This window comes from Rheinheimera sp. KL1, from assembly GCF_001275035.1.
Classification (GTDB): Bacteria; Pseudomonadota; Gammaproteobacteria; order Enterobacterales; family Alteromonadaceae; genus Pararheinheimera; species Pararheinheimera tangshanensis.
The window spans coordinates 197,131-219,507 of sequence record NZ_LAMX01000012.1; the positions used below are offsets into that span (position 1 = coordinate 197,131).

The 22,377-nt window shown below is 45.9% G+C and carries 19 protein-coding genes, 1 tRNA gene and 3 pseudogenes; 10 read left to right on the plus strand and 13 right to left on the minus strand.

Features of this window, described 5'->3' with window-relative positions; translation table 11 throughout:
• Position 1: 1 nt before the first annotated feature.
• From tolA to WH43_RS06010, 11 genes and pseudogenes are all read right to left on the minus strand, one after another.
• Positions 2-373: pseudogene (tolA, locus tag WH43_RS05960) on the minus strand (cell envelope integrity protein TolA); the annotation flags it as partial.
• Positions 337-909, minus strand: a complete 573-nt coding sequence (locus WH43_RS20400) for a hypothetical protein (RefSeq protein ID WP_286049512.1) — start codon at positions 907-909, stop codon at positions 337-339. The pseudogene tolA and the gene WH43_RS20400, both read right to left, overlap by 37 nt.
• A gap of 1 nt (position 910) precedes the next feature.
• Positions 911-1,342: a protein TolR gene (gene tolR / locus WH43_RS05970; protein WP_046520639.1), complete on the minus strand. Its 432-nt coding sequence runs from the start codon at positions 1,340-1,342 to the stop codon at positions 911-913.
• Positions 1,342-2,025 (minus strand): protein TolQ, encoded by a 684-nt coding sequence (tolQ, locus tag WH43_RS05975; RefSeq protein WP_053423725.1) that lies wholly within the window; start codon positions 2,023-2,025, stop codon positions 1,342-1,344. The genes tolR and tolQ overlap by 1 nt, the downstream gene beginning before the upstream one ends.
• Positions 2,000-2,421 (minus strand): annotated as a pseudogene (ybgC, locus tag WH43_RS05980) (tol-pal system-associated acyl-CoA thioesterase). Before ybgC ends, tolQ begins: the two are co-directional and overlap by 26 nt.
• 759 nt (positions 2,422-3,180) lie before the next feature.
• The gene (gene ruvB / locus WH43_RS05985) at positions 3,181-4,191 is read right to left on the minus strand and encodes a Holliday junction branch migration DNA helicase RuvB (protein ID WP_053423726.1); all 1,011 of its coding nucleotides are present in this window, start codon (positions 4,189-4,191) and stop codon (positions 3,181-3,183) included.
• 12 nt (positions 4,192-4,203) lie between these two features.
• Positions 4,204-4,827: a Holliday junction branch migration protein RuvA gene (ruvA, locus tag WH43_RS05990; RefSeq protein WP_053423727.1), complete on the minus strand. Its 624-nt coding sequence runs from the start codon at positions 4,825-4,827 to the stop codon at positions 4,204-4,206.
• A 26-nt stretch (positions 4,828-4,853) separates the two neighbouring features.
• The gene (gene ruvC, locus WH43_RS05995; protein WP_053423728.1) at positions 4,854-5,375 is read right to left on the minus strand and encodes a crossover junction endodeoxyribonuclease RuvC; all 522 of its coding nucleotides are present in this window, start codon (positions 5,373-5,375) and stop codon (positions 4,854-4,856) included.
• Complete coding sequence (locus WH43_RS06000) at positions 5,375-6,115, minus strand: YebC/PmpR family DNA-binding transcriptional regulator (protein WP_053423788.1); 741 nt, start codon at positions 6,113-6,115, stop codon at positions 5,375-5,377. The genes ruvC and WH43_RS06000 overlap by 1 nt, the downstream gene beginning before the upstream one ends.
• 100 nt (positions 6,116-6,215) lie before the next feature.
• Positions 6,216-7,990: pseudogene (gene aspS, locus WH43_RS06005) on the minus strand (aspartate--tRNA ligase).
• Between the two features lie 140 nt (positions 7,991-8,130).
• Entirely contained in the window at positions 8,131-10,923 is a 2,793-nt protein-coding gene (locus WH43_RS06010) for a transporter substrate-binding domain-containing protein (RefSeq protein ID WP_286049514.1), read from the minus strand.
• A gap of 108 nt (positions 10,924-11,031) precedes the next feature.
• On the opposite strand from WH43_RS06010, the gene WH43_RS06015 reads away from it, so the two are divergent.
• From WH43_RS06015 to WH43_RS06050, 8 genes are all read left to right on the plus strand, one after another.
• On the plus strand, positions 11,032-11,871 hold the full coding sequence (locus tag WH43_RS06015; RefSeq protein WP_053423730.1) for a DUF72 domain-containing protein: 840 nt from the start codon (positions 11,032-11,034) through the stop codon (positions 11,869-11,871).
• Between the two features lie 64 nt (positions 11,872-11,935).
• Positions 11,936-12,676: a carboxy-S-adenosyl-L-methionine synthase CmoA gene (gene cmoA, locus WH43_RS06020; RefSeq protein WP_053423731.1), complete on the plus strand. Its 741-nt coding sequence runs from the start codon at positions 11,936-11,938 to the stop codon at positions 12,674-12,676.
• Positions 12,673-13,638: a tRNA 5-methoxyuridine(34)/uridine 5-oxyacetic acid(34) synthase CmoB gene (gene cmoB / locus WH43_RS06025; protein ID WP_053423732.1), complete on the plus strand. Its 966-nt coding sequence runs from the start codon at positions 12,673-12,675 to the stop codon at positions 13,636-13,638. Before cmoA ends, cmoB begins: the two co-directional genes overlap by 4 nt.
• A gap of 15 nt (positions 13,639-13,653) precedes the next feature.
• Positions 13,654-14,544, plus strand: a complete 891-nt coding sequence (locus WH43_RS06030; protein WP_053423733.1) for a LysR family transcriptional regulator — start codon at positions 13,654-13,656, stop codon at positions 14,542-14,544.
• A 15-nt stretch (positions 14,545-14,559) separates the two neighbouring features.
• Complete coding sequence (locus WH43_RS06035; RefSeq protein WP_053423734.1) at positions 14,560-14,967, plus strand: hypothetical protein; 408 nt, start codon at positions 14,560-14,562, stop codon at positions 14,965-14,967.
• Positions 14,968-15,098: 131 nt separating this feature from the next.
• The gene (gene purM, locus WH43_RS06040; RefSeq protein WP_053423735.1) at positions 15,099-16,142 is read left to right on the plus strand and encodes a phosphoribosylformylglycinamidine cyclo-ligase; all 1,044 of its coding nucleotides are present in this window, start codon (positions 15,099-15,101) and stop codon (positions 16,140-16,142) included.
• 8 nt (positions 16,143-16,150) lie between these two features.
• Positions 16,151-16,801: a phosphoribosylglycinamide formyltransferase gene (gene purN, locus WH43_RS06045; protein WP_053423736.1), complete on the plus strand. Its 651-nt coding sequence runs from the start codon at positions 16,151-16,153 to the stop codon at positions 16,799-16,801.
• Positions 16,782-17,519, plus strand: coding sequence for a DUF3108 domain-containing protein (locus WH43_RS06050; protein ID WP_286049516.1), 738 nt, complete (start codon positions 16,782-16,784; stop codon positions 17,517-17,519). Before purN ends, WH43_RS06050 begins: the two co-directional genes overlap by 20 nt.
• A gap of 28 nt (positions 17,520-17,547) precedes the next feature.
• On the opposite strand, the gene WH43_RS06055 is transcribed toward WH43_RS06050, so the two are convergent.
• The gene (locus WH43_RS06055) at positions 17,548-18,312 is read right to left on the minus strand and encodes a class II glutamine amidotransferase (protein ID WP_053423738.1); all 765 of its coding nucleotides are present in this window, start codon (positions 18,310-18,312) and stop codon (positions 17,548-17,550) included.
• 160 nt (positions 18,313-18,472) lie between these two features.
• Between WH43_RS06055 and fadE the strand changes: the two genes are divergently transcribed.
• Complete coding sequence (gene fadE / locus WH43_RS06060; RefSeq protein WP_053423739.1) at positions 18,473-20,935, plus strand: acyl-CoA dehydrogenase FadE; 2,463 nt, start codon at positions 18,473-18,475, stop codon at positions 20,933-20,935.
• A 214-nt stretch (positions 20,936-21,149) separates the two neighbouring features.
• On the opposite strand, the gene WH43_RS06065 is transcribed toward fadE, so the two are convergent.
• Positions 21,150-21,226: transfer RNA gene (locus WH43_RS06065), tRNA-Pro, on the minus strand.
• A gap of 243 nt (positions 21,227-21,469) precedes the next feature.
• Between WH43_RS06065 and folD the strand changes: the two genes are divergently transcribed.
• The gene (folD, locus tag WH43_RS06070; RefSeq protein WP_053423740.1) at positions 21,470-22,327 is read left to right on the plus strand and encodes a bifunctional methylenetetrahydrofolate dehydrogenase/methenyltetrahydrofolate cyclohydrolase FolD; all 858 of its coding nucleotides are present in this window, start codon (positions 21,470-21,472) and stop codon (positions 22,325-22,327) included.
• Positions 22,328-22,377 lie beyond the last annotated feature (50 nt).

Consider the following 22,377-nt stretch of genomic DNA (forward strand, 5'->3'; position numbering starts at 1 on the left):
GTTATCTCAGTTCCGGTCTCAAAATTGTTGTTAAATCCTTCAATGCATCATAAACATCAGGGTCTGGCGACATAGGGAAGTTCCCTGCCTTTTGTATTGCACGCATTGCCGATTCACAAAGCGCTCGGTCTCCGCCCAATATCGAACTGGAGGTGACAAAACCATTGCTGGCCAAACGAATATTCACCCGGCACTCTTTGCCACGCATTGTATCGTCTACAAACCAATTCTGTTGGATTTTTGCAATAATCATCGCCAGGTAGCGTTGTTTTTCGGTCAGGATCTGACCGGCTTTCGCTGCTCGGCGTGCTTCTGCTTCCTCTTCCAACTGCTCAGCTAACATTTCTTCTGCAGCTTCGCGTTCACGTTTCTCTTGTTCTGCTTTGGCTTTTTCTGCTTTTTCTTTAGCAGCTTTCTCTTTAGCGGCTTTTTTCTTTCGCTAGTTTTTTCTTTTTTCTTTTTCTCTATTTCTTGCTGCTTTTTCTTTTCATCTTCTTTCTTTTTCTTTTCGGCAGCCAGCTTTTGTTGTTTCTCTTTTTCTACAGCCTGTTTTTTCTTTTCTTCAGCCGCTTTCTTTTCAGCTATCTCGGCTTCTTTTTTCTCTTGTTCCTGCTTTTTCAAACGCTGCTCTTCGAGACGCTTTTCACGTTCTTGCTGCTGTTTCTTTTTCTCTAAATCTTTCTTACGTTTTTCTTCGTCTTTCTTTTTCTGCTGATTTTTCTCTTTCAGCTCATCAAATTGAGACTGATCGACTGTAGTGGCATTCAAGGGCGCACTTAAATCCCCCGGCATAGGCACTACTAAAATCTCTTCATTTTTGAAGAAATTAAAATTAACAAATAACAACACCGCTACAAGAAGGTGCAGAGCACCCGAGATGATCAGCGACTTCTTAAACGCTGGTTCCATCTCAGTTTTGCTCCACATCGTCAGTCATTAAGCCAACAGAAGGGGCTCCAGCATCTTTCAGCAGATTTAATAATTGGATAATAGCAGCGTAATTCACACGACCATCACCCTTGATAATAACTTGCGTGCCAGGTTCTAACTGCAGAGTACCAGCCACCTCCATCTGCATTTCCTGAGCATTAAAAGGGCCTTTATTAACGCCATCTTTCTCAAAATAATACAAACCGCCTTCGTCTACTGTCGCCACTAGCGGCGTTTTACCATCTTTCATCTGCTCTATAGGCTCAGCATCTGATTTGGGTAATTCGACTTTGACGCCTTGTGTGATGATCGGCGTGGTCACCATAAAGATAATCAACAATACCAGCATCACGTCGATATAAGGAACGACGTTGATCTCTGCCACCATACGGCGTTTTTTACGAACGTACATTAGTTGTTTTCTCCGCTCGCCATCGCCTGACGGTGCAGAATGTTGGCAAACTCTTCAACAAAGTTGGCATAGGCGCTTTCCAGCATCTCCACTTTATGAGAGAACTTGTTGTAAGCAATAACTGCCGGAATAGCTGCAAATAAACCTATAGCTGTCGCAATCAGCGCTTCAGCTATACCCGGAGCCACCATAGCTAAGGTTGCTTGTTGCACGGCCCCCAAAGCGATGAACGAATTCATAATACCCCAGACGGTGCCAAACAGACCTATATAAGGGCTGATAGAACCAACTGTCGCTAAAAAAGGCAGATGAGTTTCCAAACGCTCCACTTCTCGTGACAAACCTACTCGCATAGCTCGCTGAGTACCTTCCATCACAGCGCCAGCCTGACGACTGGTCTTGTGCAGACGGGCAAACTCTTTAAAACCCGCTTTAAACAGCGCCTCAACACCTGTTACCGTCACTTTGGCACTGACTTCGTTATAGAGCTTGGACAAGTCAATACCAGACCAGAACTTGTCTTCAAACTGTTTGGTCTCTTCCACGGCTGCACCGAGTGCTTTATTGCGTTGAATGATCATGGCCCACGACATCACAGACATGCTCAGTAACATCAGCATAACCAGCTGCACAACCACACTAGCGTGAAGAATTAAATCAAGAACTGATAGTCCGCCTGTCACCTGATAACACCCCTAAAACATCGCGAGGTATTGCACTCGCTTTCATTAATGATAGTTTTACGCAAGCAATACTAACCTGCGCTGAACAAAGCAATTCCGTATCTGCGTTGTAGATTTCTTGCCAAAAAACCAAGCTGGCCTTTTTTAGCTGCCTAATCTCGCTTTTCACCGACAAAAGTTGATTAAACCTTGCTGGCTTGTGGTTTTCCATCTGAACACTTTTCACCATAAAGCCAATATCCTGACTCAATAATAAATCCTGTTCTACACCTAACTTCGTAACCACTCTGTCCTGGCTCTTTCAAAGAATTTCAAATAGTTAGCATAATATACTACGCCACCGGCGTCGGTGTCTTCGTAATATATCCGGACTGGAAATTCAAAGCCTTGCAGCATCATACTCGTTTGTCATCCAAATTGGCCGCTATGATATTGGAGCCCACAGCCGAACTCAACAGGGCGAGCCTTGTGGACGTTAAAAATATTTTGATTTTATGACATTCTGACGACTATCTGGGGCTATGGGTCAAAAATTCCTGAAAAGTTTCCTCTTCACGACAAAAGGGGAAAAAATAGCGACTAATGACCATTTTTCTCAGTCACATTAAATTTGTTCAAAAAATAGTAATTTGTAATTAAAGCAGACGATGTTCAGCTTCCCTTAATTTTCAAGGCTTACCGCCAGACAAAAACCAAAACAAGATTAAAATTCGTACAAAACAGATATTTATTCAGATTAGAAAATGTAATGTGAAATCTCAATTTTTCTAGTTTGAAGTAATTGCACTAACTCCCTAAAATGCTCCCGTGTTCTGAGCTAGCGCAAAAGTAGTGTCCTAGTGGCCCAACTTTAGTGATGAATACTGGTGATGTGATTGTCTGATTGAAGATAATTATGTTGCTTCTCAACATGTTCCCTGGATTTTGAAGATTTACTTCAACTTGTTGCATTCGCCCGCTAATTTAGCGGGCTTTTTTTACATTTTGCTTTCCTGCAAAATGCCCGGTCGGGCCATCGTCGTTACACTCCGATGTTCAAAAAACAGCTGGATAGCTGTTTTTCACAGCTTAAGCTGCCGATGGCGAACATCATAGACGATGTGAGTGAAAATCACTTCCGGCGATTTTGTGTGTCTAATGAGAAGGAATACTTACTTAATTCGATTCTGGTAAATCAAAACCAAAGTGTTTGTAGGCGGCTGGAGAGACGATACGGCCTCGTGGTGTGCGCTGGATAAAACCTTGCTGAATTAAAAAAGGCTCGATCACATCTTCAATGGTTTCTTTTTCTTCGCCTATAGCAGCTGCTAGGTTATCCAAACCTACAGGGCCGCCACCAAACTTTTCGATAATGCTCAGCATTAGCTTGCGGTCCATATAGTCAAAACCACTGGCGTCGACATCCACCATATGCAAAGCAGCTGAGGCAATATCCACCGGCACCAGACCACTGGATTTGACCTGAGCATAATCCCTGACTCTTCGCAGCAGACGATTGGCAATACGAGGGGTGCCTCGGGAGCGACGGGCTATCTCTGTGGCTGCAGGTAACTCCAGTTCTAAATTCAGATAATGGGCTGAGCGTAAAATAATTTGCGCCAGCTCATCGACCTTATAAAACTCCAGCCGCTGCACTATGCCAAACCTGTCACGCAGAGGTGAGGTTAAAGCCCCAGCTCTGGTGGTGGCACCTATTAAGGTAAAAGGCGGTAATTCAAGTTTAATAGAACGGGCCGCAGGCCCCTCGCCTATCATAATATCCAGCTGATAGTCTTCCATCGCCGGATACAATATCTCTTCCACTACAGGGCTTAAGCGGTGAATTTCGTCGATAAAAAGCACATCGTTGGGTTCGAGGTTGGTTAGGAGCGCCGCTAAATCACCAGCTTTCTCCAGCACAGGGCCTGAGGTGTTTTTAATATTCACCCCCATTTCATTCGCCACCACCATAGCAAGGGTAGTTTTCCCCAAACCAGGAGGACCAAAAATCAATAAATGATCCAAAGGCTCGCCACGACCACGGGCTGCTTCGATAAAAATCGCCATTTGTTCTTTAACATGGGACTGCCCGGTATAATCGGCCAAGGATTTAGGCCGGATGGCGCGGTCAATCAGCTCGTCTTCGCGACTGGCTTTGGTATCGATCAGACGATCGGCTTCTATCATGACAATTCCTGCTTAAATCATACTACGCAGTGCGAGTTTAATCAGCTGCTCGCTGCTCATATCGGCCTGCTTAATTTTTTGTACCGCTTTGCTGGCTTGTAGTTGACTATAACCCAAAGCTACCAATGCGCTGATGGCATCCTGCTCAGCGCTTTCTACCAGCTCAAACGAATCGACTTCATCGCCGGCCAGCACTAAATGGTCGGTGACTGGAGTGCTGATATTCAGCCCCCAGTCTTTTAAGCGGTCACGCATTTCAATCAGTAAACGTTCGGCGGTTTTTTTGCCTACACCGGGCAATTTCACCAGGGTGCTGATATCGTCATGCTGCACACAGCGGACAAACTGCTGGGCTGAAAGGCCAGACAAGATAGTAAGAGCTAACTTAGGCCCTATACCATTGGCTTTGATCAGTTGACGAAAGAGCGCCCGCTCCGTGCTGGTATTAAAACCGTAGAGCAGTTGCGCATCTTCGCGCACCACAAAGTGGGTATATATGACGGCTTCTTTTCCCACTTCAGGCAGTTTGTAGAAACTGGTCAGTGGTAGCTGCACTTCGTAGCCCACACCTGCCACATCAATCAATAAATCCGGCGCCTGCTTTTCTAAAATAACACCACGTAATAATCCAATCACAGTTAAAAGCTCCGGTCTTCAATAAATTAGCGCAATCGACCACGTACTGTTTTGGTGGCCTGCCCCGCCATATGCAATAAACTTTGGTGAGTATGCCCGTGACACATAGCCACGGCAAGGGCGTCGGCAGCGTCCGCTTGCGGATTGCCTGGCAATTTTAATAAGGTACGGATCATATGCTGCACCTGAGCTTTATCCGCAGCTCCAGTGCCCACCACCGCTTGTTTCACCTGACGGGCTGAGTATTCAAACACCTCAAGGCCAGCATTTTTTGCTGCTACTATTGCTGCACCACGGGCTTGCCCCAGCTTTAATGCCGAATCCGGATTGCGAGCCATAAACACTTGCTCTATCGCAAAGACATCCGGCTGGGTTTGCTGAATGATTTCGCTGACGCCATCAAAAATTTGTTTTAACCGATCAGGTATATCATTGAGCGTCAATCGAATACAGCCACTGGCAATGTATTCGAATTTCTGTCCTGTTTGGCGCACCACCCCGTAACCTGTTAAACGGCTGCCGGGGTCAATACCAAGGATAATAGCCATTAAGGCACTAACGCCATTACGTCATCCGCAATGTCAGCATTGTGGTAGACGTTTTGCACATCGTCGAAGTCTTCCAGCATATCGATGAGTTTAAAAAACTTCACTACATGCTCTGCATCTACTTCAGCTTTCACCGAAGGCACCATAGTAATTTCAGCATCATCTGCCACCAACTTAGCAGTCTCTAAGGCTTCACGTACGTCATTGAAACTGTCCGGACTGGTAATGACTTCAAGACTGCCATCCTCATGACTGACCACATCTTCCGCACCAGCTTCTAAGGCTATGTCCAGCACCTGATCTTCTGATAAACCGGGCGCAAAGGAGATGATGCCTTTTTTACTGAATAGATAGCTGACCGAACCTGCAGTGCCCATATTGCCGTATTTGGTAAAAGCACTGCGTACATCAGCGACGGTCCGTTTATGGTTATCGGTCAGGGTTTCTACCACAATAGCGACACCACAAGGGCCGTATCCTTCATACACCAGCTCTTCATAATTGCTACCGTCCTGCTCACCAGCACCACGTTTAATTGCTCTGTCTATCGCATCGCGGGTCATGTTATTCAACAGCGCTTTGGCAACAGCAGTACGTAGACGTGGATTAGCATCGACGTCAGGACTGATGCGGGCTGACACAGTCAGCTCACGAATCAATTTAGTGAAAATTTTGACCCGCTTGGCATCCTGACGAGCTTTGCGGTGCTTCATGTTAGCCCATTTACTATGACCAGCCATCAGCATCAAACTCCATTGTAATTATAAAACTGAAGCGGCCTTAGCCGCTTCAACATAGGTCTTCAAAAGCGCGCAATAAAAAGTTGCGGCATTTTATCAGTTATTGTTTTTTTACCACTTGAATACCCAACTCGGCCAGTTGTGCCGGATTAGCTTCGCCTGGTGCGTCTGTCAGCGGACAAGCGGCAGTGGCAGTTTTTGGGAATGCCATCACGTCACGAATTGAGCTCGCACCTGTCATTAACATCACCAGACGGTCTAAACCAAAAGCTAAACCTGCGTGCGGAGCGCGCCATAACGCAAGGCTTCCAGTAAGAAACCAAATTTTTCAGCCGCTTCTTCATCACTGATACCCAGCAACTGGAATACTTTGGCTTGTACGTCTGGTGTGTGAATACGCACAGAACCACCACCTAGCTCGGTGCCGTTGAGTACCATATCGTAGGCATTAGACAGCAGCGCTCTGTGATCCAGCTTGTCCATTTCGGTCGCCAGGAATTCGGCTGTATCCAAAGGTGAAGTGAACGGATGGTGCACTGCAGAGAAACTGCCATCATCGTTTTCTTCAAACATCGGGAAATCGACAACCCATAATGGTTTCCAGCCCTGTACTGTTAAGCCCAAATCTTCGCCCAACTTCAGACGCAACGCGCCCATAGCTTCACAAACTACTTTGTAGCTGTCAGCGCCGAAGAAAATCAAGTCGCCTGTGGTTGCTTGAGTGCGGCTTAAAATTTCGCCGATAATTTCTGGCGTTAAAAACTTGGCAACAGGAGACTGAATACCCTCAGCGCCGGCATTGATATCATTGACTTTTAACCAGGCCAGACCTTTAGCGCCGTAAATGCCAACAAAAGCTGTGTAGTTATCAATGTCTTTACGCGACACTTTTTCTGCAGCACCCGGCACTTTTAATGCCACTACTCGGCCTTTCTTGTCATTGGCCGGACCTGAGAATACTTTAAATTCGACGTCTTTTAACAGATCGGCAACATCAACAAACTGCATAGGGTTACGCAGGTCTGGTTTGTCTGAACCGTATAAACGCATCGCCTCGTTATACCTCATGCGTGGCATTTTGCCTAAATCGACATTCAACAGCTCAAGGAACATCTGATGCACCATCTGCTCCGTCACTTCCATCACTTGCTCTGAGGTCATGAACGAGGTTTCGATATCAATCTGAGTAAATTCTGGCTGGCGATCGGCGCGTAAATCTTCGTCACGGAAACATTTAACGATTTGATAGTAACGATCTAAACCCGCCATCATCAGCAATTGTTTAAACAACTGAGGTGATTGTGGCAATGCGAAAAACTGACCTTTGTGCGTCCGGCTTGGCACCAAATAGTCGCGCGCGCCTTCGGGAGTTGCTTTGGTCAGAATAGGAGTTTCCACATCTAAAAACCCCTGACTATCCATAAAGTTACGGACAAAGCTGGTGACTTTAGCGCGAAATTTTAAGCGGTCGCTCATCAGAGGACGGCGTAAATCAATGTAACGGTATTTTAAGCGCTGCTCTTCGCTGTTGTTCTGGTTTGGATCCAGCGGGATAGGTGCTGATTTATTCAAAATGATCAGGCTGGAGGCATAAACTTCCACTTCACCTGTAGCCATTTCGCTATTGACCTGAGAGTCAGGACGAGCACGCACAGTGCCTGTCAGTTGTACACAGTATTCATTACGTAAATCAGCAGCCTGAGTGAATAAGTCGGTTAAATCCGGATCAAAAAACACCTGAACCAGGCCTTCGCGGTCGCGCAGGTCAATAAAAATCAAACCACCTAAGTCACGGCGACGGTTGACCCAACCACACAATGACACCTGTTGACCAATGTTTTCTGCCTTTAATGAACCGCAATAATGGCTACGCATTAACTTATCCTTTCAGTCGAACTTTAATCTGCCTGCGAAAATGAGCGCTAATTATATAGAAAAGACGATTAATGTCACTGCCCTTAAAGCCTGTTGATCATTGGATTTCAATTTTAAATGTTCCGAACACTGCCCAAGGGCTATCTGCTAAAGCGATATTGGCTTTTGCCTTGCTGCTTCACCTGATACATCAACTTGTCAGCGGATTTGAGCAAGCCAGTTGCATCTGTGCCATCATGCGGATAAATTGCAATCCCAATACTGGCACCTACACTCGCCTGACAAACAGATAAATTCAGCGGTTCCTGCAAGTAGAGTAAAATCTTTTCTGCCACAATAGCCGCATCGTCTTTGTCCACCAGCCCTGTTAACAGAATGACAAACTCATCCCCACCAAAACGGGCTACGGTATCTGTTTTTCGTACACAGTGGCTTAAAATAGCTGACAATTTCACCAGCATTTCGTCCCCCACATCGTGACCGTACTGATCATTGACCTGTTTAAAGCCATCTAAATCGATAAACATCAAGGCCAGCATTTCATTATGACGGGCATGCTGATGCAAGGCAGTTTGCAGGCGCTCAATCAACAGACTGCGGTTCGGTAGCTGAGTTAAATCATCGTGGCCCACCATAAAACGCATTTTTTCTTCAACCTTACGGCGTAAATTTACCTCGCGACGTAATGAAAAGTTCCAAATCAAAAAACCTGTAATAACGACCAATGATAAACCTGCAATCTGCAACACCAGAATAAAAACACGACTTTGATCAAGCCCTTGCTTGATCTCCAGATTTAACCACTTATCCAACAGGCTTTTTCGGTCAGCGTCATTGATGGTTTTAATACCTTTATTCAAAATCACCAATAGTTCAGGTAAGTCTTTGTGCACACCAAAATAAGAGGGGTAAACAGGTAAATCTGTTGGTACAAAAGCCCTTAAGTTGACATAACGAGGATCCCGCAGTGCAATGCCAGAAGACACGACAGTATCAAGTACAAAGTCAGCTTGCCCTGAGACGACCATGTCCAGCCCCTGATCTAAGTTGTCCACTTCAATGATCTTATGCTGTGGGAAATCTTGTTTGAGCTGTTTCACGAACTGATACTCGCGCATAATAGCAATGCGCTGCGCTTGCATTTGTGCGACCTTAGCATCAAATTGTGCATCATGTTTCCCCACCATAATCCATTGTAAAGTCCAATAGTCGGTGCTGAACGCGCTAAAGCTGCGTCGCTCAGGTACATCGGAAATATTTGCGACCATTTGCAATTTTCCAGCTTTAAAATCGTCCAGCAACAGCTCCCAATCACTGTAAGGTGTAGGAACAAACTGTGACTCCAGACGCTGATTTAGCAAATTCAGTACATCTGTCGTGATGCCCGCGGGTTCACCTTTCTCATTAACAAACTCTACAGGACGCCAGTTACTCATGACCCCAACCCGGATCTGTTGATGCTGATTAAGCCACTGCCGTTCGGCCTGAGTAAGTGGCACTTTGTCACGAAAAGTTTGAAAATATCCGCCCTCTTCCTTACCTAACCAACGTTTTTCAATCTCCACCATCTCATCCAGGCTAATTTGAGCAAATCCTCGCTGGATACTTTGATAAAGCGGTTGATCGTCAAGACGGATCAGAGAATACACAGCTGACTCATAACGAATGCCGGGAAGAAGCTTAAGACTCTGTAGGCTATTGTTTTGTGCAAGACGTCTTTTAACTATCACATCCGAAGCCACAAAGCCTGTTAGCTGTTTTTTTAATACGGCTTCAATCATTTGCTCTACCGTATCAAAAACCTGAAGCTGGACAGTAGGTAATTGCTGCTGCAACCGGGCACGGAAATTTGCTGTATGTAACAGCCCTATCGTCGCCTTGTTCAGTTGCTCTGGATCGGAAAGGTCAAACTGACTGTTATAAAATAAAGAGGAGTAAATATTATAAAGATGATAAGCAGGCTTTAAACCGGTGAATTTTTCTGCATTTTCTATCTGAGCCATTTGTACATCAATACGACCTTTACGCAAATAAGCCAGAGAATCTTCTGATTGGTTGGGCACAAAACTAATAGCAACACCAGTTTTTTCTGACCACAAGCGCCATAAATCAACAAAAATCCCCTGCACATCACCTATGCTGCTAACGTCCATATAAGGTTGATTACCTATGGAAACGCCGATTAATAATGTATCAGGATTTGTGTCCACACTAAGCCACTTACGCTCTAACTGGTCTCTGAAGCTCACAGCCATCTGATCTGCGGCCTGCATCAACGCCTGCAATAGCTGCGGATGCTCTCGTCTGACTGCGAAAGTCAGCTCTATTTTGCGTATGGGGACCTTTTTATAGACAGGATAAAACGACATTAGCTCAGGATAGTGGGCGTATCGGGGGGGTAAACGATCCAAACCGGTAAAAGCTTTGATCTCGCCTTTTAAAGCTGAATCGTACATTTGCGATACAGAAGCATATCGCTTAAGCACCAGATCAGATTGCCGCTCCTTCAGGCTGTCGATATGAGTGGAACTCTCAACGACCCCCACCAAATGAGGTTTTAAATCCGCTAAATTATATACCCCGGCTAAGTCCCGATGTACAAAAACATTACTAAAAATATCCAGATAATTCTGACCTAATAAATACCGCTCCTCCCGCTCAGTCGTTCGTCCCAAACCACCATGTAAGTCGATATGCCCTGCATCCAGCATAGTCAGAGTCTCGGCCCAGTCGGCGGCAATAAACTCCACCTCTATGTCATGTTGTCTGGCGATTTCTTGCCAATAATCCACCACCAGACCTGCGGCCTGGCCTTTTTCGTCAACAAACATATAAGGATACGTATCGTTGGAGATCCCTATTTTAATTGATGCAGGAAGCGGGCTGGGCACGCCGGAACTCTGAGCCTGGGCGATACAGCCTGTAACTAACATTAACAGCAGCAGAAACGTTTTAATCATGTTCAGGACAGAGATCTTTACCTTGGTTTAACAGCTTAAATGCAGCGATAATACGCCACTCATTTACAACGGAAATCATCGATGCTTTATCTTGGCTGCCCGGTCTGGGCTAACCCTCAGTGGAAAAACCTGATATTTAACAGCAAACTGGAACCGTCTGACTTTCTAGCTAACTATAGTAGGTATTTCAATTCTGTAGAGGGCAATACCAGCTTTTATGCCGATCCTTCTCCACAGACAGTGACACGCTGGGCGGAGCAAAGCAGCGAACATTTCCGTTTCACTTTAAAAGTACCTAAGCGTTTAAGCCACCAATTTCAGCAGTTTCAGGCTGAGGAGTTACAACACTGGCTGGATTTAATAGCACCTTTGGCCGATAAATTAGCCTTGGTTCATTTGCAACTGCCCGCTTTTTTTTCACCAGAGCATTTGAGCTGGTTAAAACAAATGCTGAACCAAATGTGTTCATCCTTTGCTGTCGCTGTTGAAGTACGTCATCCGGTATTTTTCGACAAAGCGGAACATGAAATCACACTCAACCGGCTGCTAAGGGATTTTGCTGCGGAGAGGGTTATTTTTGACAGCAGAGCCTTGTTTTCAGTGCCCGCGACAACAGCGGCATTAGTGGACGCACAACGCAAAAAACCTTATTTGCCTGTACATGCAGTGGCACTCACCAACAGCCCTCTGCTACGTTTTGTCGGAACTGATGATATGGCAGTGAATCAGCATTACTATCAGCCCTGGCTGGGTAAAGTGCGGCAGTGGCTGGATGAAGGTAAAACGCCTTTTTGTTTTTTCCATAGTCCGGATAATTTAACAGCTCCGGTATTAGCACGGCAGTTTGTGATGGATTTGGGTATTGATCACCCCATACTGGCTCCCTGGCCGCAGGATCAAACTCAACTCAGCTTGCTTTGATTTCGTCTTAAAGTCGAAATACGTTAAACTATCCGCCAATTACAGGTATGAAGTTGTTCCATTGATGCAAAAAGATCATATTTACGCTGACCCTCTGGGCCATATTCAGGATTTTTGTTTTGACTCCGCCGTGGTCGATGTCTTTCCGGACATGATCCAACGCTCTGTGCCTGGCTATCAAACGATCATTCAGACCATAGGTAAACTGACCAGCCGTTTTCAGCAAGCTGACAGCAATTATTACGATTTGGGCTGCTCTTTAGGCGCCGCCAGTTTAGCCATGCGCCGTCAAATTACAGAGCCAGGTTGCCAATTGATTGGTGTCGATAATAGTACCGCTATGGTCGAACGCTGCACCCGTCATTTACAGGCCTTTCGCTCTGATGTACCAGCTACCGTATTACTGGCAGACATCCGTGATATTCCTATGGAAAACGCTGCGATGGTGGTCAGTAATTTCACGTTGCAGTTTCTGGCTAAAGAAGACAGAGCCCGTCTGATTGAACGTATTTATAAAGCGCTTAAACCCGGTGGTATTTTTGTATTATCGGAGAAAATTATCGAACCCGATGCCACAACTCATGAATTGCTGATTGATTTACACCATGACTTCAAACGCGCCAATGGCTACAGCGAACTGGAAATTAGCCAAAAACGCACAGCCCTTGAAAATGTGATGCGTCCTGACAGTCTGGCCGAACACAAAGCCCGGCTGTCCGCCGCAGGTTTTGAACATATCAGCCTGTGGTTCCAGTGTTTTAACTTTTGCTCTATGGTGGCAATTAAAGCCGAGGCGCAGTTATGAGCCGTTTTCAGAGTTTTTATCAGCAAATAGCAGGCAATAAACTACTGCACTGGCTGGAGACCCTGCCCGCTCAATTAAAAAGCTGGGAGCAAGAGGCTTTGCATGGCGACTTTAAGCACTGGCAAAAAGTACTGGATCACTTGCCTGTTGCAGCCAAAAGCTGTGTCGAATTAAAAACTAAAGTCGAATTTGGTCTAGCCGAAGATTTAAGCGAAGGTCAAAGACAACGGCTTGAGGTGTTGTTACGCCAGTTGATGCCATGGCGCAAAGGCCCTTTTACCCTGCATGGGTTAACCATAGATACCGAATGGCGCTCCGACTGGAAATGGGACAGAGTGTTGCCTCATATCAGTCCGCTGCAACACAGAACAGTGCTGGATGTCGGCTGTGGCAGTGGCTATCACTTGTGGCGCATGAAAGGTGAAGGGGCCGAATTTGTCGTAGGCATAGACCCTTCGCAGCTGTTTTATTGCCAGTTTGAAGCTATTAAACATTTTAATCCTGATCCAACAGTGCATTTATTGCCGGTCGGTATAGATGATATGCCAGAGCTAAAAGCCTTTGATACGGTGTTTTCAATGGGCGTGTTGTATCACCGCCGCTCCCCAATCGACTTTTTAGCGCAGCTGAAGCAGCAGCTGCGTCCGGGTGGCGAACTTGTGCTGGAAACACTAGTCATTGAAGGCGACGAACAGGCCGTATTAGTGCCCACAGACCGCTACGCTAAAATGCGTAATGTCTGGTTTATCCCAAGCACAGCAGCTTTATTACTTTGGTTACAGCGGGTTGGCTTTAAAGATGCCAAAGTAGTGGACTTATCAGTCACCAGCCTGGATGAGCAACGTAAAACCGGCTGGATGGAAAATGAAAGTCTGATTGATTTTCTTGACCCAACTGATCATAGTAAAACCATTGAGGGTTATCCGGCACCGCTGCGCGCTGTGATAGTAGCTCAGGCCTGAACCTAAGGACTTTTGATGCCGTACCGCCCTAAATCGACCATGGAACAATGGCGCATACTGCAAGCTGTGGTAGATGCAGGAGGCTACGCGCAAGCGGCTGATCTACTTAATAAAAGTCAGTCATCACTCAATCACGCCGTGGCTAAATTGCAGTATCAGCTCGGTGTAGAGCTGCTGGAAGTCAAAGGCCGTAAAGCCTTTTTAACTCCGGCAGGCGAAGTGATGTTACGCCGTTCCCGCCTGCTCACTCAGCAGATTGAAGATTTGGAGCTCTTGGCCTCAAATATCAATGTGGGTTGGGAGCCGGAAATTCGCATTGCGGTTGAACTGGTGTATCCCAAACAAATCTTGTATCGCGCTTTAGCTAAATTTCATCCGATTTCCCGTGGTAGTCGCATTCAGATTATTGATACTGTAATCACAGGCTCCACTGAAATGATACTGGAGCATAAAGCGGACTTAGTTATTGCCGCTTCTCCCAGTGTACCTAAGGGCTATATTGGCGAACCTTTGACCGTGATTCAGATGGTTCCTGTGGTAGGCAAAGACCATCTGTTGGCTCAGCTGCCAGAACTCGATTTAAATGAACTCAGCCAGCATTTGCAAATCGTAATCCGTGATACAGCCAGCAAACCAAAAGACGTAGGCTGGTTGCGGGCAGAACAACGCTGGACAGTGAATAATTTTTTTGAAGCTGTCGATATTCTGAAAAACGGCATTGGTTTTTGCTGGTTGCCAGAGCATTTAATTGATGGCTTACTCAAGCAAGGTATTTTAGTCAGGCTTGCTATTACGCAAAGTTCAGCCCGCATCGTGCCTTTAGCCTTAGTGACACCTAAAGAAGAAACATTAGGACCCGGCAGCCGTCAATTACGTGAGCTGCTGTTAGCCGAACATAAAGTTTAATAGCTGGGGATATATATGAATAAGCAAGAGTTAACTGAATTAATGAAAGCCACAGCACAGGATGCCGTTGTTTATGCGGCAGAAGAGCATCAGGTACTGCTGGATTTTAGTCTTGACAGCTTAGTCAAAGTGGATGAAATACTGAGCGAGCTGTATTTACGTCAGCAAGAACAGCGTCATGCCGACGATTTGTTGTTTACCCTATCCAACGTATTTGGTGCCTATACAGGTGAAGTATTTATTCATCATGTCGGTGGTGAGTGGTATCACGATCAGTCAACACCAGATGCGCCTTATATTTGTGTGCACCATAACGGCAAAGAGTTCCCGTTTGCCTCTTTGGTTTATCATCAGATTGCCAAAACTCCAAATGCTAGTTTACGCAATTATGTGGCTCAAGCTATGAGCAATGCGATGCAATAAACTGCGAGGTTATAAGACACTAGCGAGCATTCGAAAATGCACAGCAGTTAATTCTTTTGTCTGACGGCGTTACAAGGTAAAATGCCGCCAATTTTTTTGGACCTTCACTTTTTAGCCATTTGGGGATTGCCGTGAGCGAGCAAAAAACGTCGTTAAGTTACAAAGACGCTGGTGTGGATATTGATGCCGGTGAGGCCTTGGTTGACCGTATTAAAGGTGCGGTAAAACGCACAACCCGTAAAGAAGTGATGGGCGGTTTAGGCGGCTTTGGTGCTTTGTGTCAAATCCCTGCTGGCTATAAAGAGCCGGTACTCGTATCAGGCACTGACGGTGTAGGTACTAAACTGCGTCTGGCGATGGATTTAAAACGCCATGACAGCGTAGGTATCGACTTAGTGGCCATGTGTGTGAACGATATAGTCGTTTCAGGTGCAGAGCCGTTATTTTTCCTCGACTACTACGCCACAGGCAAGCTGGATGTTAATACCGCAGCTACTGTAGTGGAAGGTATTGCCAAAGGCTGTGAGCTGGCAGGTTGTGCTCTAGTGGGCGGAGAAACCGCTGAAATGCCAGGTATGTACCATGGCGAAGACTACGATATCGCAGGTTTTAGCGTTGGTGTGGTTGAAAAGTCTGAAATTATTGATGGCAGCAAAGTAAAAGCTGGCGATCAGTTAATTGCGCTTGCCGCTTCAGGTCCTCACTCCAACGGCTTTTCGTTAATTCGTAAAGTACTGGAAGTCAGTGGTCAGGATCCTCAGACTCTGCTGGAAGGCAAAACTATTGCCGATCATCTGTTAGAGCCGACCCGCATTTATGTGAAAAACTTACTGGCGTTGATTAAATCTATGCCTGTGCATGCCTTGTGTCATATTACTGGTGGCGGTTTCTGGGAAAATATTCCACGTGTACTGCCAGAGAATACTCAGGCAAATATCAAGGAAAGCAGCTGGCAGTGGCCTGCTATTTTCAGCTGGTTACAACAGCAAGGTAATGTAGAACGTCACGAAATGTACCGCACTTTTAACTGTGGTGTAGGTATGATAGTCGTAGTCCCTGCCACTCATTTAGATGCAGCTTTAGCTCAATTAAAAGCTGCTGGTGAAAACGCCTGGCATTTAGGTGAAATCAATCAGGTAGCAGCCGATCAGCCTCAAGTTGTGATCCAGGGCTAAATCCAGCCATGAAATCTATTGTGGTATTGATTTCAGGTAGTGGCTCCAATCTGCAGGCTATTTTAGATGCCTGCAGTGCTGGTTTTATTGATGGCAAAGTCACTGCTGTCTTATCCAACAAAGCCAAAGCTTATGGTTTAGAGCGGGCTAAAAAAGCTGGCGCCAAAGCTATAGTGCTGGATCATAAAGCTTATGCCAACCGCGTAGCTTATGATCAGGAGTTGATCGCAACTATTGACCAGTATCAGCCTGATTTGGTGGTGCTGGCTGGTTTTATGCGTATTCTAACGCCTGAATTTGTCCAGCATTATCAGGGCCGTTTACTGAACATTCATCCTTCGTTATTACCTAAATATCAGGGGTTGAATACTCACCAGCGCGCTATTGATGCAGGGGATACTGAACACGGCTGTTCAGTGCATTTTGTCACGGCAGAATTGGACGGTGGGCCCGTAATTTTACAAGCCAAGGTGCCGATTTTTCCCGATGACGATGCAGAGGCCGTTGCACAACGTGTACATGAACAAGAACATCGGATTTATCCATTAGTTGTACGCTGGTTTTGCCAGAACCGTTTACAACAGCAGTCAGATAAGGCATTGTTAGACGGCCTTTTATTGTCTGACCATGGATATGCAAATGACCAGGATGATGAATAAATGGCGCCTTAGTGCGTCATTTTTTTTACTCTTTTCTACCTTGTTATCAGCTGAAGAACCTACAGCTGCCCCTTCAGCTCAATTCTCAACTTTCGAGGCCAGTTACAATGTGCTGCGCTCAGGCAAAAAACATGGTGAAGCCAAACGTTATCTGAAAACCACAGAACAAGGCTATGAACTGGGTTACAGCAGCGATATCAGTTGGCTGATTTTCGAAGATAAACGTTCAGAACAGTCCTTTTTTACCGTTAAAGAGGGCCGTATCCAGCCCAGCCGTTATGTGATGCAGCGAACAGGTTCAGGCCCTAACCGATATTACGAACTGAACCTTAATTGGGACAGCAGAGAGTTACGGGTTGAGAAATCGAAAAAGCTCAAAGCCATCCAATGGAATGAGCAATGGCTCGATCCGCTAAGCTACCACAGCCAGCTTGCTTTGGATTTAAAAGCTGGTAAAACTGAATTTGTGTATCAGGTGCTGAACCGTCATGGTGATGAGCGCAAATACAGTTACAAAGTGGCGGGCGAAGAATGGTTATCCCTGCCTTACGGCAAAGTAAAAACTATTCGGATTGAACGCACTGGCACTGGTGCAGATAAAGAAGTGTTGGCCTGGGTCGCACCAGAGTTGGATTATTTATTAGTGCGTTTGTGGCAAGCTGAAGATAAGGTCGAACAATTTGATATTCAACTGGCGACTTTCAAACCTTCCAATTAAAGCTTTAAAACATCCATGACAGAGCCGCTTATTGCGGCTCTCCTGCTTTAAACAGCTGAGCTTGCCCTGACGTCATCACCTGCCATTGTTCGTTACAGGTCAACGGTAAAGTGGCAATAATAGTCACCACATCCTTTTCTGTGGTTTCTTTTGAAAAATCTATATCCACATCCATATCTGACAACAACGCCACACCAAAAGGGGCCCTTCGGGTGATCCAATGTAATTTAGTGCTGCAATAGGCCAGCAGATAATCACCATCCGATAACAGCAAATTAAAAACCCCCAACTGCTGCAAAGCAGGACACAAAGTCGCCAGATAATCAAAAGCCTGCTTCATATCTGCAGGCGCAACAGGAAACCGCTGTTCAAGCCTATGCAGTAAATAACAAAACGCATGTTCACTGTCGGTTTGTCCTACCACATGATGCTGTCCAACCGGCAAGGTTTCGAAACCTTGTAATTGCCCATTATGCGCATAAGTCCAGTAGCGTCCCCATAAAGTGCGGGTAAAAGGATGAGTATTTTCAAGCCCTACTCCACCACTATTCGCCTGACGGATATGCGCCACCACAGCTGTACTTTTTATCGGATAGTCACTAATAAGCCTCGCTATTTCCGATTGATAGCTCGGGTCCGCGTCTTTAAAGGTACTGACGCCTTTGCCCTGATAAAAAGCCACACCCCAGCCATCTTTATGTGGACCAGTTTTACCACCCCGCTCTCTCAGACCTTTAAAACTAAAGCAGATATCGGTAGGCACATTGGCAGACATCCCTAATAACTCACACATAAATCAGATAGCTTCCTATACTTGATAACTCAACACTCGGAAGCTGCAACATAAGTTGACAGTCAACCAGTATGCAAAGTAAGGAATTACTTGCATCTTTGCAACAGGCGCACTACTCTAAGCCAACAGTGGTCTGACCTCTAGTTATCAGGAGTAATTTATGGATGTATTAATTTTTTGGGTAGCCTTGCTTGGCGCAGTTGCCGTGCTCGCCTACCACAGAGCAAGTTTAACTATGTTTACTGCGGTAATAGCCGCCTTATTAGCGGCTGCAACCTTTACTGATACAGTAGGTGCAGTCAGCTGGATCCTGTTCCTGGTTGTGGCTCTGCCACTAAATCTGGCTAGTATCCGTCAACAGTATTTAACTAAGCCTTTGTTAAAACTGTACCGCAAAATTATGCCGGAAATGTCGACTACAGAAAAAGAAGCCATTGATGCAGGTACTACCTGGTGGGAAGGCGATTTATTCCGTGGTACGCCGGATTGGCACAAGCTGCACAATTATCCTAAACCACGTTTAACTGCTGAAGAGCAGGCCTTTTTAGATGGTCCTTGCGAGGAATTGCTGGCTATAGTTGATGACTGGCACACCACACACGAACGTGCTGACTTATCTCCTGAAGTCTATCAGTACTTAAAAGACCATGGCTTCTTTGCGATGATCATCAAAAAGCAATATGGTGGTCTTGAGTTCTCTGCTTACGCCCAGTCTTGTGTGCTGCAAAAATTAACCAGCAAAAGCATGGTGTTATCCAGCGTTGTAGGTGTACCTAACTCATTAGGCCCGGGCGAGCTGTTACAACATTATGGCACTAAAGAGCAACAGGACCACTATCTGCCGCGCTTAGCCAAAGGTTTAGAAATTCCTTGTTTTGCCTTAACCAGCCCGGAAGCAGGTTCTGATGCCGGTGCTATCCCTGATCTGGGTATTGTCTGTAAAGGTGAATGGGAAGGTAAAGAAATTATTGGTATGCGCCTGACCTGGAATAAGCGCTATATCACACTGGCCCCTATCGCTACTGTGTTAGGTTTAGCCTTTAAAATGCAGGATCCGGACGGCTTATTAGGCGACAAAAAAGACTTAGGCATTACCTGTGCTTTAATTCCTGTCACAACGCCTGGTGTAAAAATTGGTCGTCGTCACTTCCCGCTGAACGTGCCATTCCAGAATGGTCCTACCCAAGGTGAAGATGTGTTTGTGCCGCTGGATTACATTATTGGTGGCCCGAAGATGGCTGGTCAAGGCTGGCGTATGCTGGTGGAATGTTTATCTGTAGGCCGTGCTATCACGCTGCCGTCCAACAGCACAGGTGGTATCAAAGCAGCAGCATTGCTGACAGGTGCTTATGCCCGTATTCGTCGTCAGTTCAAACTGCCAATAGGTAAAATGGAAGGTATTGAAGAAGCCTTAGCCCGTATTGGCGGTTACGCTTATATGGCAGAGGCCTCGACTACTATGTCGGTAGGTTCTATCGATTTAGGCGAGAAGCCCTCTGTTATTTCCGCTATTACCAAGTTTCATATGACAGAGCGTATGCGTCAGGCCATTATTGATGCGATGGATATTCATGGTGGTAAGGGTATTTGTATGGGCCCGAACAACTATTTAGCCCGTGGTTATCAGGGTGCTCCTGTTGCTATCACAGTAGAAGGTGCAAACATCCTGACTCGTAATATGATTATTTATGGTCAGGGCGCAATTCGCTGTCATCCATTTGTTTTGGCTGAATTACAAGCTGCAGGTTTAGAAGATGAACGTGCTGCTGTGACTGCCTTTGACCGTGCTTTGTTTGGCCATATTGGCTTTAGTATCAGCAACTTCTTCCGTGCTTTATGGTTAGGCTTAAGTAATTCAGCCTTCTCTGCCAGCCCGTATGCAGATGCAACAGCGAAGTACTACAAACAAATGAACAGATACAGCGCTGCGTTGGCACTGATGTCTGATGTCGCCATGGGTACCATGGGTGGTGACTTGAAACGCCGTGAACGTATCTCTGCCCGTTTAGGCGATATGTTATCCATGTTGTATCTGACCTCTGCTGTGCTGAAGCGTTTTAATGACGACGGTCGTCCGGCACAGGATTTACCTTTAGTGCAATGGGCTTGTGAAGACAATATGTACAAAGCTCAGGTGGCTTTGGATGAGATGCTGGATAACTTCCCGAACCGTATCGTAGGTTCAGTCTTAGGCAAGCTGTTATTCCCATGGGGCCGCACTTTACGTAAGGCTTCCGATCAGCTGGATCATCAGGTATCACGCATTATGCAAACCCCTTGTGAAGCACGCAGTCGCTTAGGTACTAATCTTTACCTGACGCTGGAGCCAAACAACCAGATCGGTTTAATTGAAAAAGCCCTGACGGATATTCTGGCCGCTGAGCCTATCTTCGACAAAGTAGTGCATGCAGCAAATAAACGCCTGCCATTCTTCCGCTTACACGAAGTGGCTGCGTTGGGCTTAGAGCTGGGTGTGATCACTGAAGCTGAAGCAGAGAAGCTACGAGTGGCTGAACAAGGCCGTCTGCATGCCATTAACGTGGATGATTTTGACCCACTGGATTTGGCTGCTGATAAGTCTTTGTTTGATAAAAAACCAAAACCTAAGTCAGTTGCCGCTTAAGCTGCAATAGCTCGCGAAAAAGCCTGCCCTGTGCAGGTTTTTTTTATGCCTGTGACAATGTTTGGTTCAGAGATTTAGAGAAGGAGATAAAGCACAGTTCGAAAGGATCATTAATCAGGAGGAAAAGAATCTGGAGGTTGTTTTTGGTAGAGATATTCAGGACGCCAGAAAGCAAAAAACAGCATTGCTGCTGTTATTGTTTTTAGAGAGAGAATGGTCGGTGATGCAAGATTCGAACTTGCGACCCCTTGGACCCAAACCAAGTGCGCTACCAAGCTGCGCTAATCACCGACTTCGCTACACTACTGCAACGGGGCGGAATATTACAGCCCAAGCCTTGGAGCGTCAAACCTTTTTTGCAGCTAAAAAACTGATTGCTTAATATTTGAACCCATTTGCTACAAAAGCGACCAATACGGTGAAAATATGCTGATTTTTTAACTTTTTACGCGACTTAAACTGATCTGCTTGGCCTCTTTGCCGTAGCTGTGCGAAAATACAAATCCTCAGATTTCAGGTCAACAGAGCAGTTTTATGGCAGCACAAATCATAGATGGCAAAGCGGTAGCACAATCTACCCGTCAACAGGTCGCATTAAGGGTTCAGCAACGCCTTGCAGCAGGAAAAAGAGCCCCAGGCCTTGCCGTGGTACTGGTAGGTATGGATGCAGCCTCTCAGGTCTATGTAGGCAGTAAACGTAAAGCCTGTGAAGAAGTAGGTTTTGTATCTTTCTCTTATGATTTGCCATCAAGCACCACTCAACAAGAGCTCTTTGATTTAATCGACAGCTTAAACGCAGATAACAAAGTAGACGGTATTCTGGTGCAATTGCCTCTGCCGGCAGGTTTAGACGCTTCGGCCATTCTGGAACGTATCAATCCACTGAAAGATGTCGATGGTTTCCACCCTTATAATATTGGTCGTTTAGCGCAGCGTATGCCTGCCCTGCGTCCTTGCACGCCTAAAGGCATCATTAAGCTGTTGCAAAGCACGGGGATTCAAATCCGTGGCATGGATGCAGTAGTTGTAGGTGCCTCTAATATCGTCGGTCGTCCTATGGCGCTGGAGCTATTATTAGCTGGTTGCACGACCACCGTCTGTCATAAGTTCACCAAGCAGCTTGAGCAGCATGTGCGCCGTGCTGATTTAGTGGTAGTAGCTGTGGGTAAACCTGAATTTATTCCGGGAGACTGGATTAAACCTGGTGCACTGGTGATTGATGTTGGTATTAACCGTTTGGAATCCGGCAAACTGGTGGGTGACGTTGAATTTGATAAAGCCAAAGAGCATGCGCGTTTCATTACGCCAGTGCCTGGTGGTGTAGGCCCTATGACAGTGGCCTGTCTGATTGAAAATACTTTGGAAGCTTGCGAGCAGTTCCACGATCAATAATCAGATGCTGCCATAAATAAAAAAGGGGCAGAGTTAAAACTCTGCCCCTT

Coding starts and splice junctions, on each gene's coding strand:
- WH43_RS20400 (WP_286049512.1), bottom strand. CDS start 909: ATGGAACCAGCGTTTAAGAAGTCGCTGATCATCTCGGGTGCTCTGCAC.
- tolR (WP_046520639.1), bottom strand. CDS start 1,342: ATGTACGTTCGTAAAAAACGCCGTATGGTGGCAGAGATCAACGTCGTT.
- ruvB (WP_053423726.1), bottom strand. CDS start 4,191: ATGATAGAAGCCGATCGTCTGATCGATACCAAAGCCAGTCGCGAAGAC.
- ruvC (WP_053423728.1), bottom strand. CDS start 5,375: ATGGCTATTATCCTTGGTATTGACCCCGGCAGCCGTTTAACAGGTTAC.
- WH43_RS06000 (WP_053423788.1), bottom strand. CDS start 6,115: ATGGCTGGTCATAGTAAATGGGCTAACATGAAGCACCGCAAAGCTCGT.
- WH43_RS06010 (WP_286049514.1), bottom strand. CDS start 10,923: ATGTTAGTTACAGGCTGTATCGCCCAGGCTCAGAGTTCCGGCGTGCCC.
- WH43_RS06015 (WP_053423730.1), top strand. CDS start 11,032: ATGCTTTATCTTGGCTGCCCGGTCTGGGCTAACCCTCAGTGGAAAAAC.
- cmoA (WP_053423731.1), top strand. CDS start 11,936: ATGCAAAAAGATCATATTTACGCTGACCCTCTGGGCCATATTCAGGAT.
- cmoB (WP_053423732.1), top strand. CDS start 12,673: ATGAGCCGTTTTCAGAGTTTTTATCAGCAAATAGCAGGCAATAAACTA.
- WH43_RS06030 (WP_053423733.1), top strand. CDS start 13,654: ATGCCGTACCGCCCTAAATCGACCATGGAACAATGGCGCATACTGCAA.
- WH43_RS06035 (WP_053423734.1), top strand. CDS start 14,560: ATGAATAAGCAAGAGTTAACTGAATTAATGAAAGCCACAGCACAGGAT.
- purN (WP_053423736.1), top strand. CDS start 16,151: ATGAAATCTATTGTGGTATTGATTTCAGGTAGTGGCTCCAATCTGCAG.
- WH43_RS06050 (WP_286049516.1), top strand. CDS start 16,782: ATGACCAGGATGATGAATAAATGGCGCCTTAGTGCGTCATTTTTTTTA.
- WH43_RS06055 (WP_053423738.1), bottom strand. CDS start 18,312: ATGTGTGAGTTATTAGGGATGTCTGCCAATGTGCCTACCGATATCTGC.
- fadE (WP_053423739.1), top strand. CDS start 18,473: ATGGATGTATTAATTTTTTGGGTAGCCTTGCTTGGCGCAGTTGCCGTG.
- folD (WP_053423740.1), top strand. CDS start 21,470: ATGGCAGCACAAATCATAGATGGCAAAGCGGTAGCACAATCTACCCGT.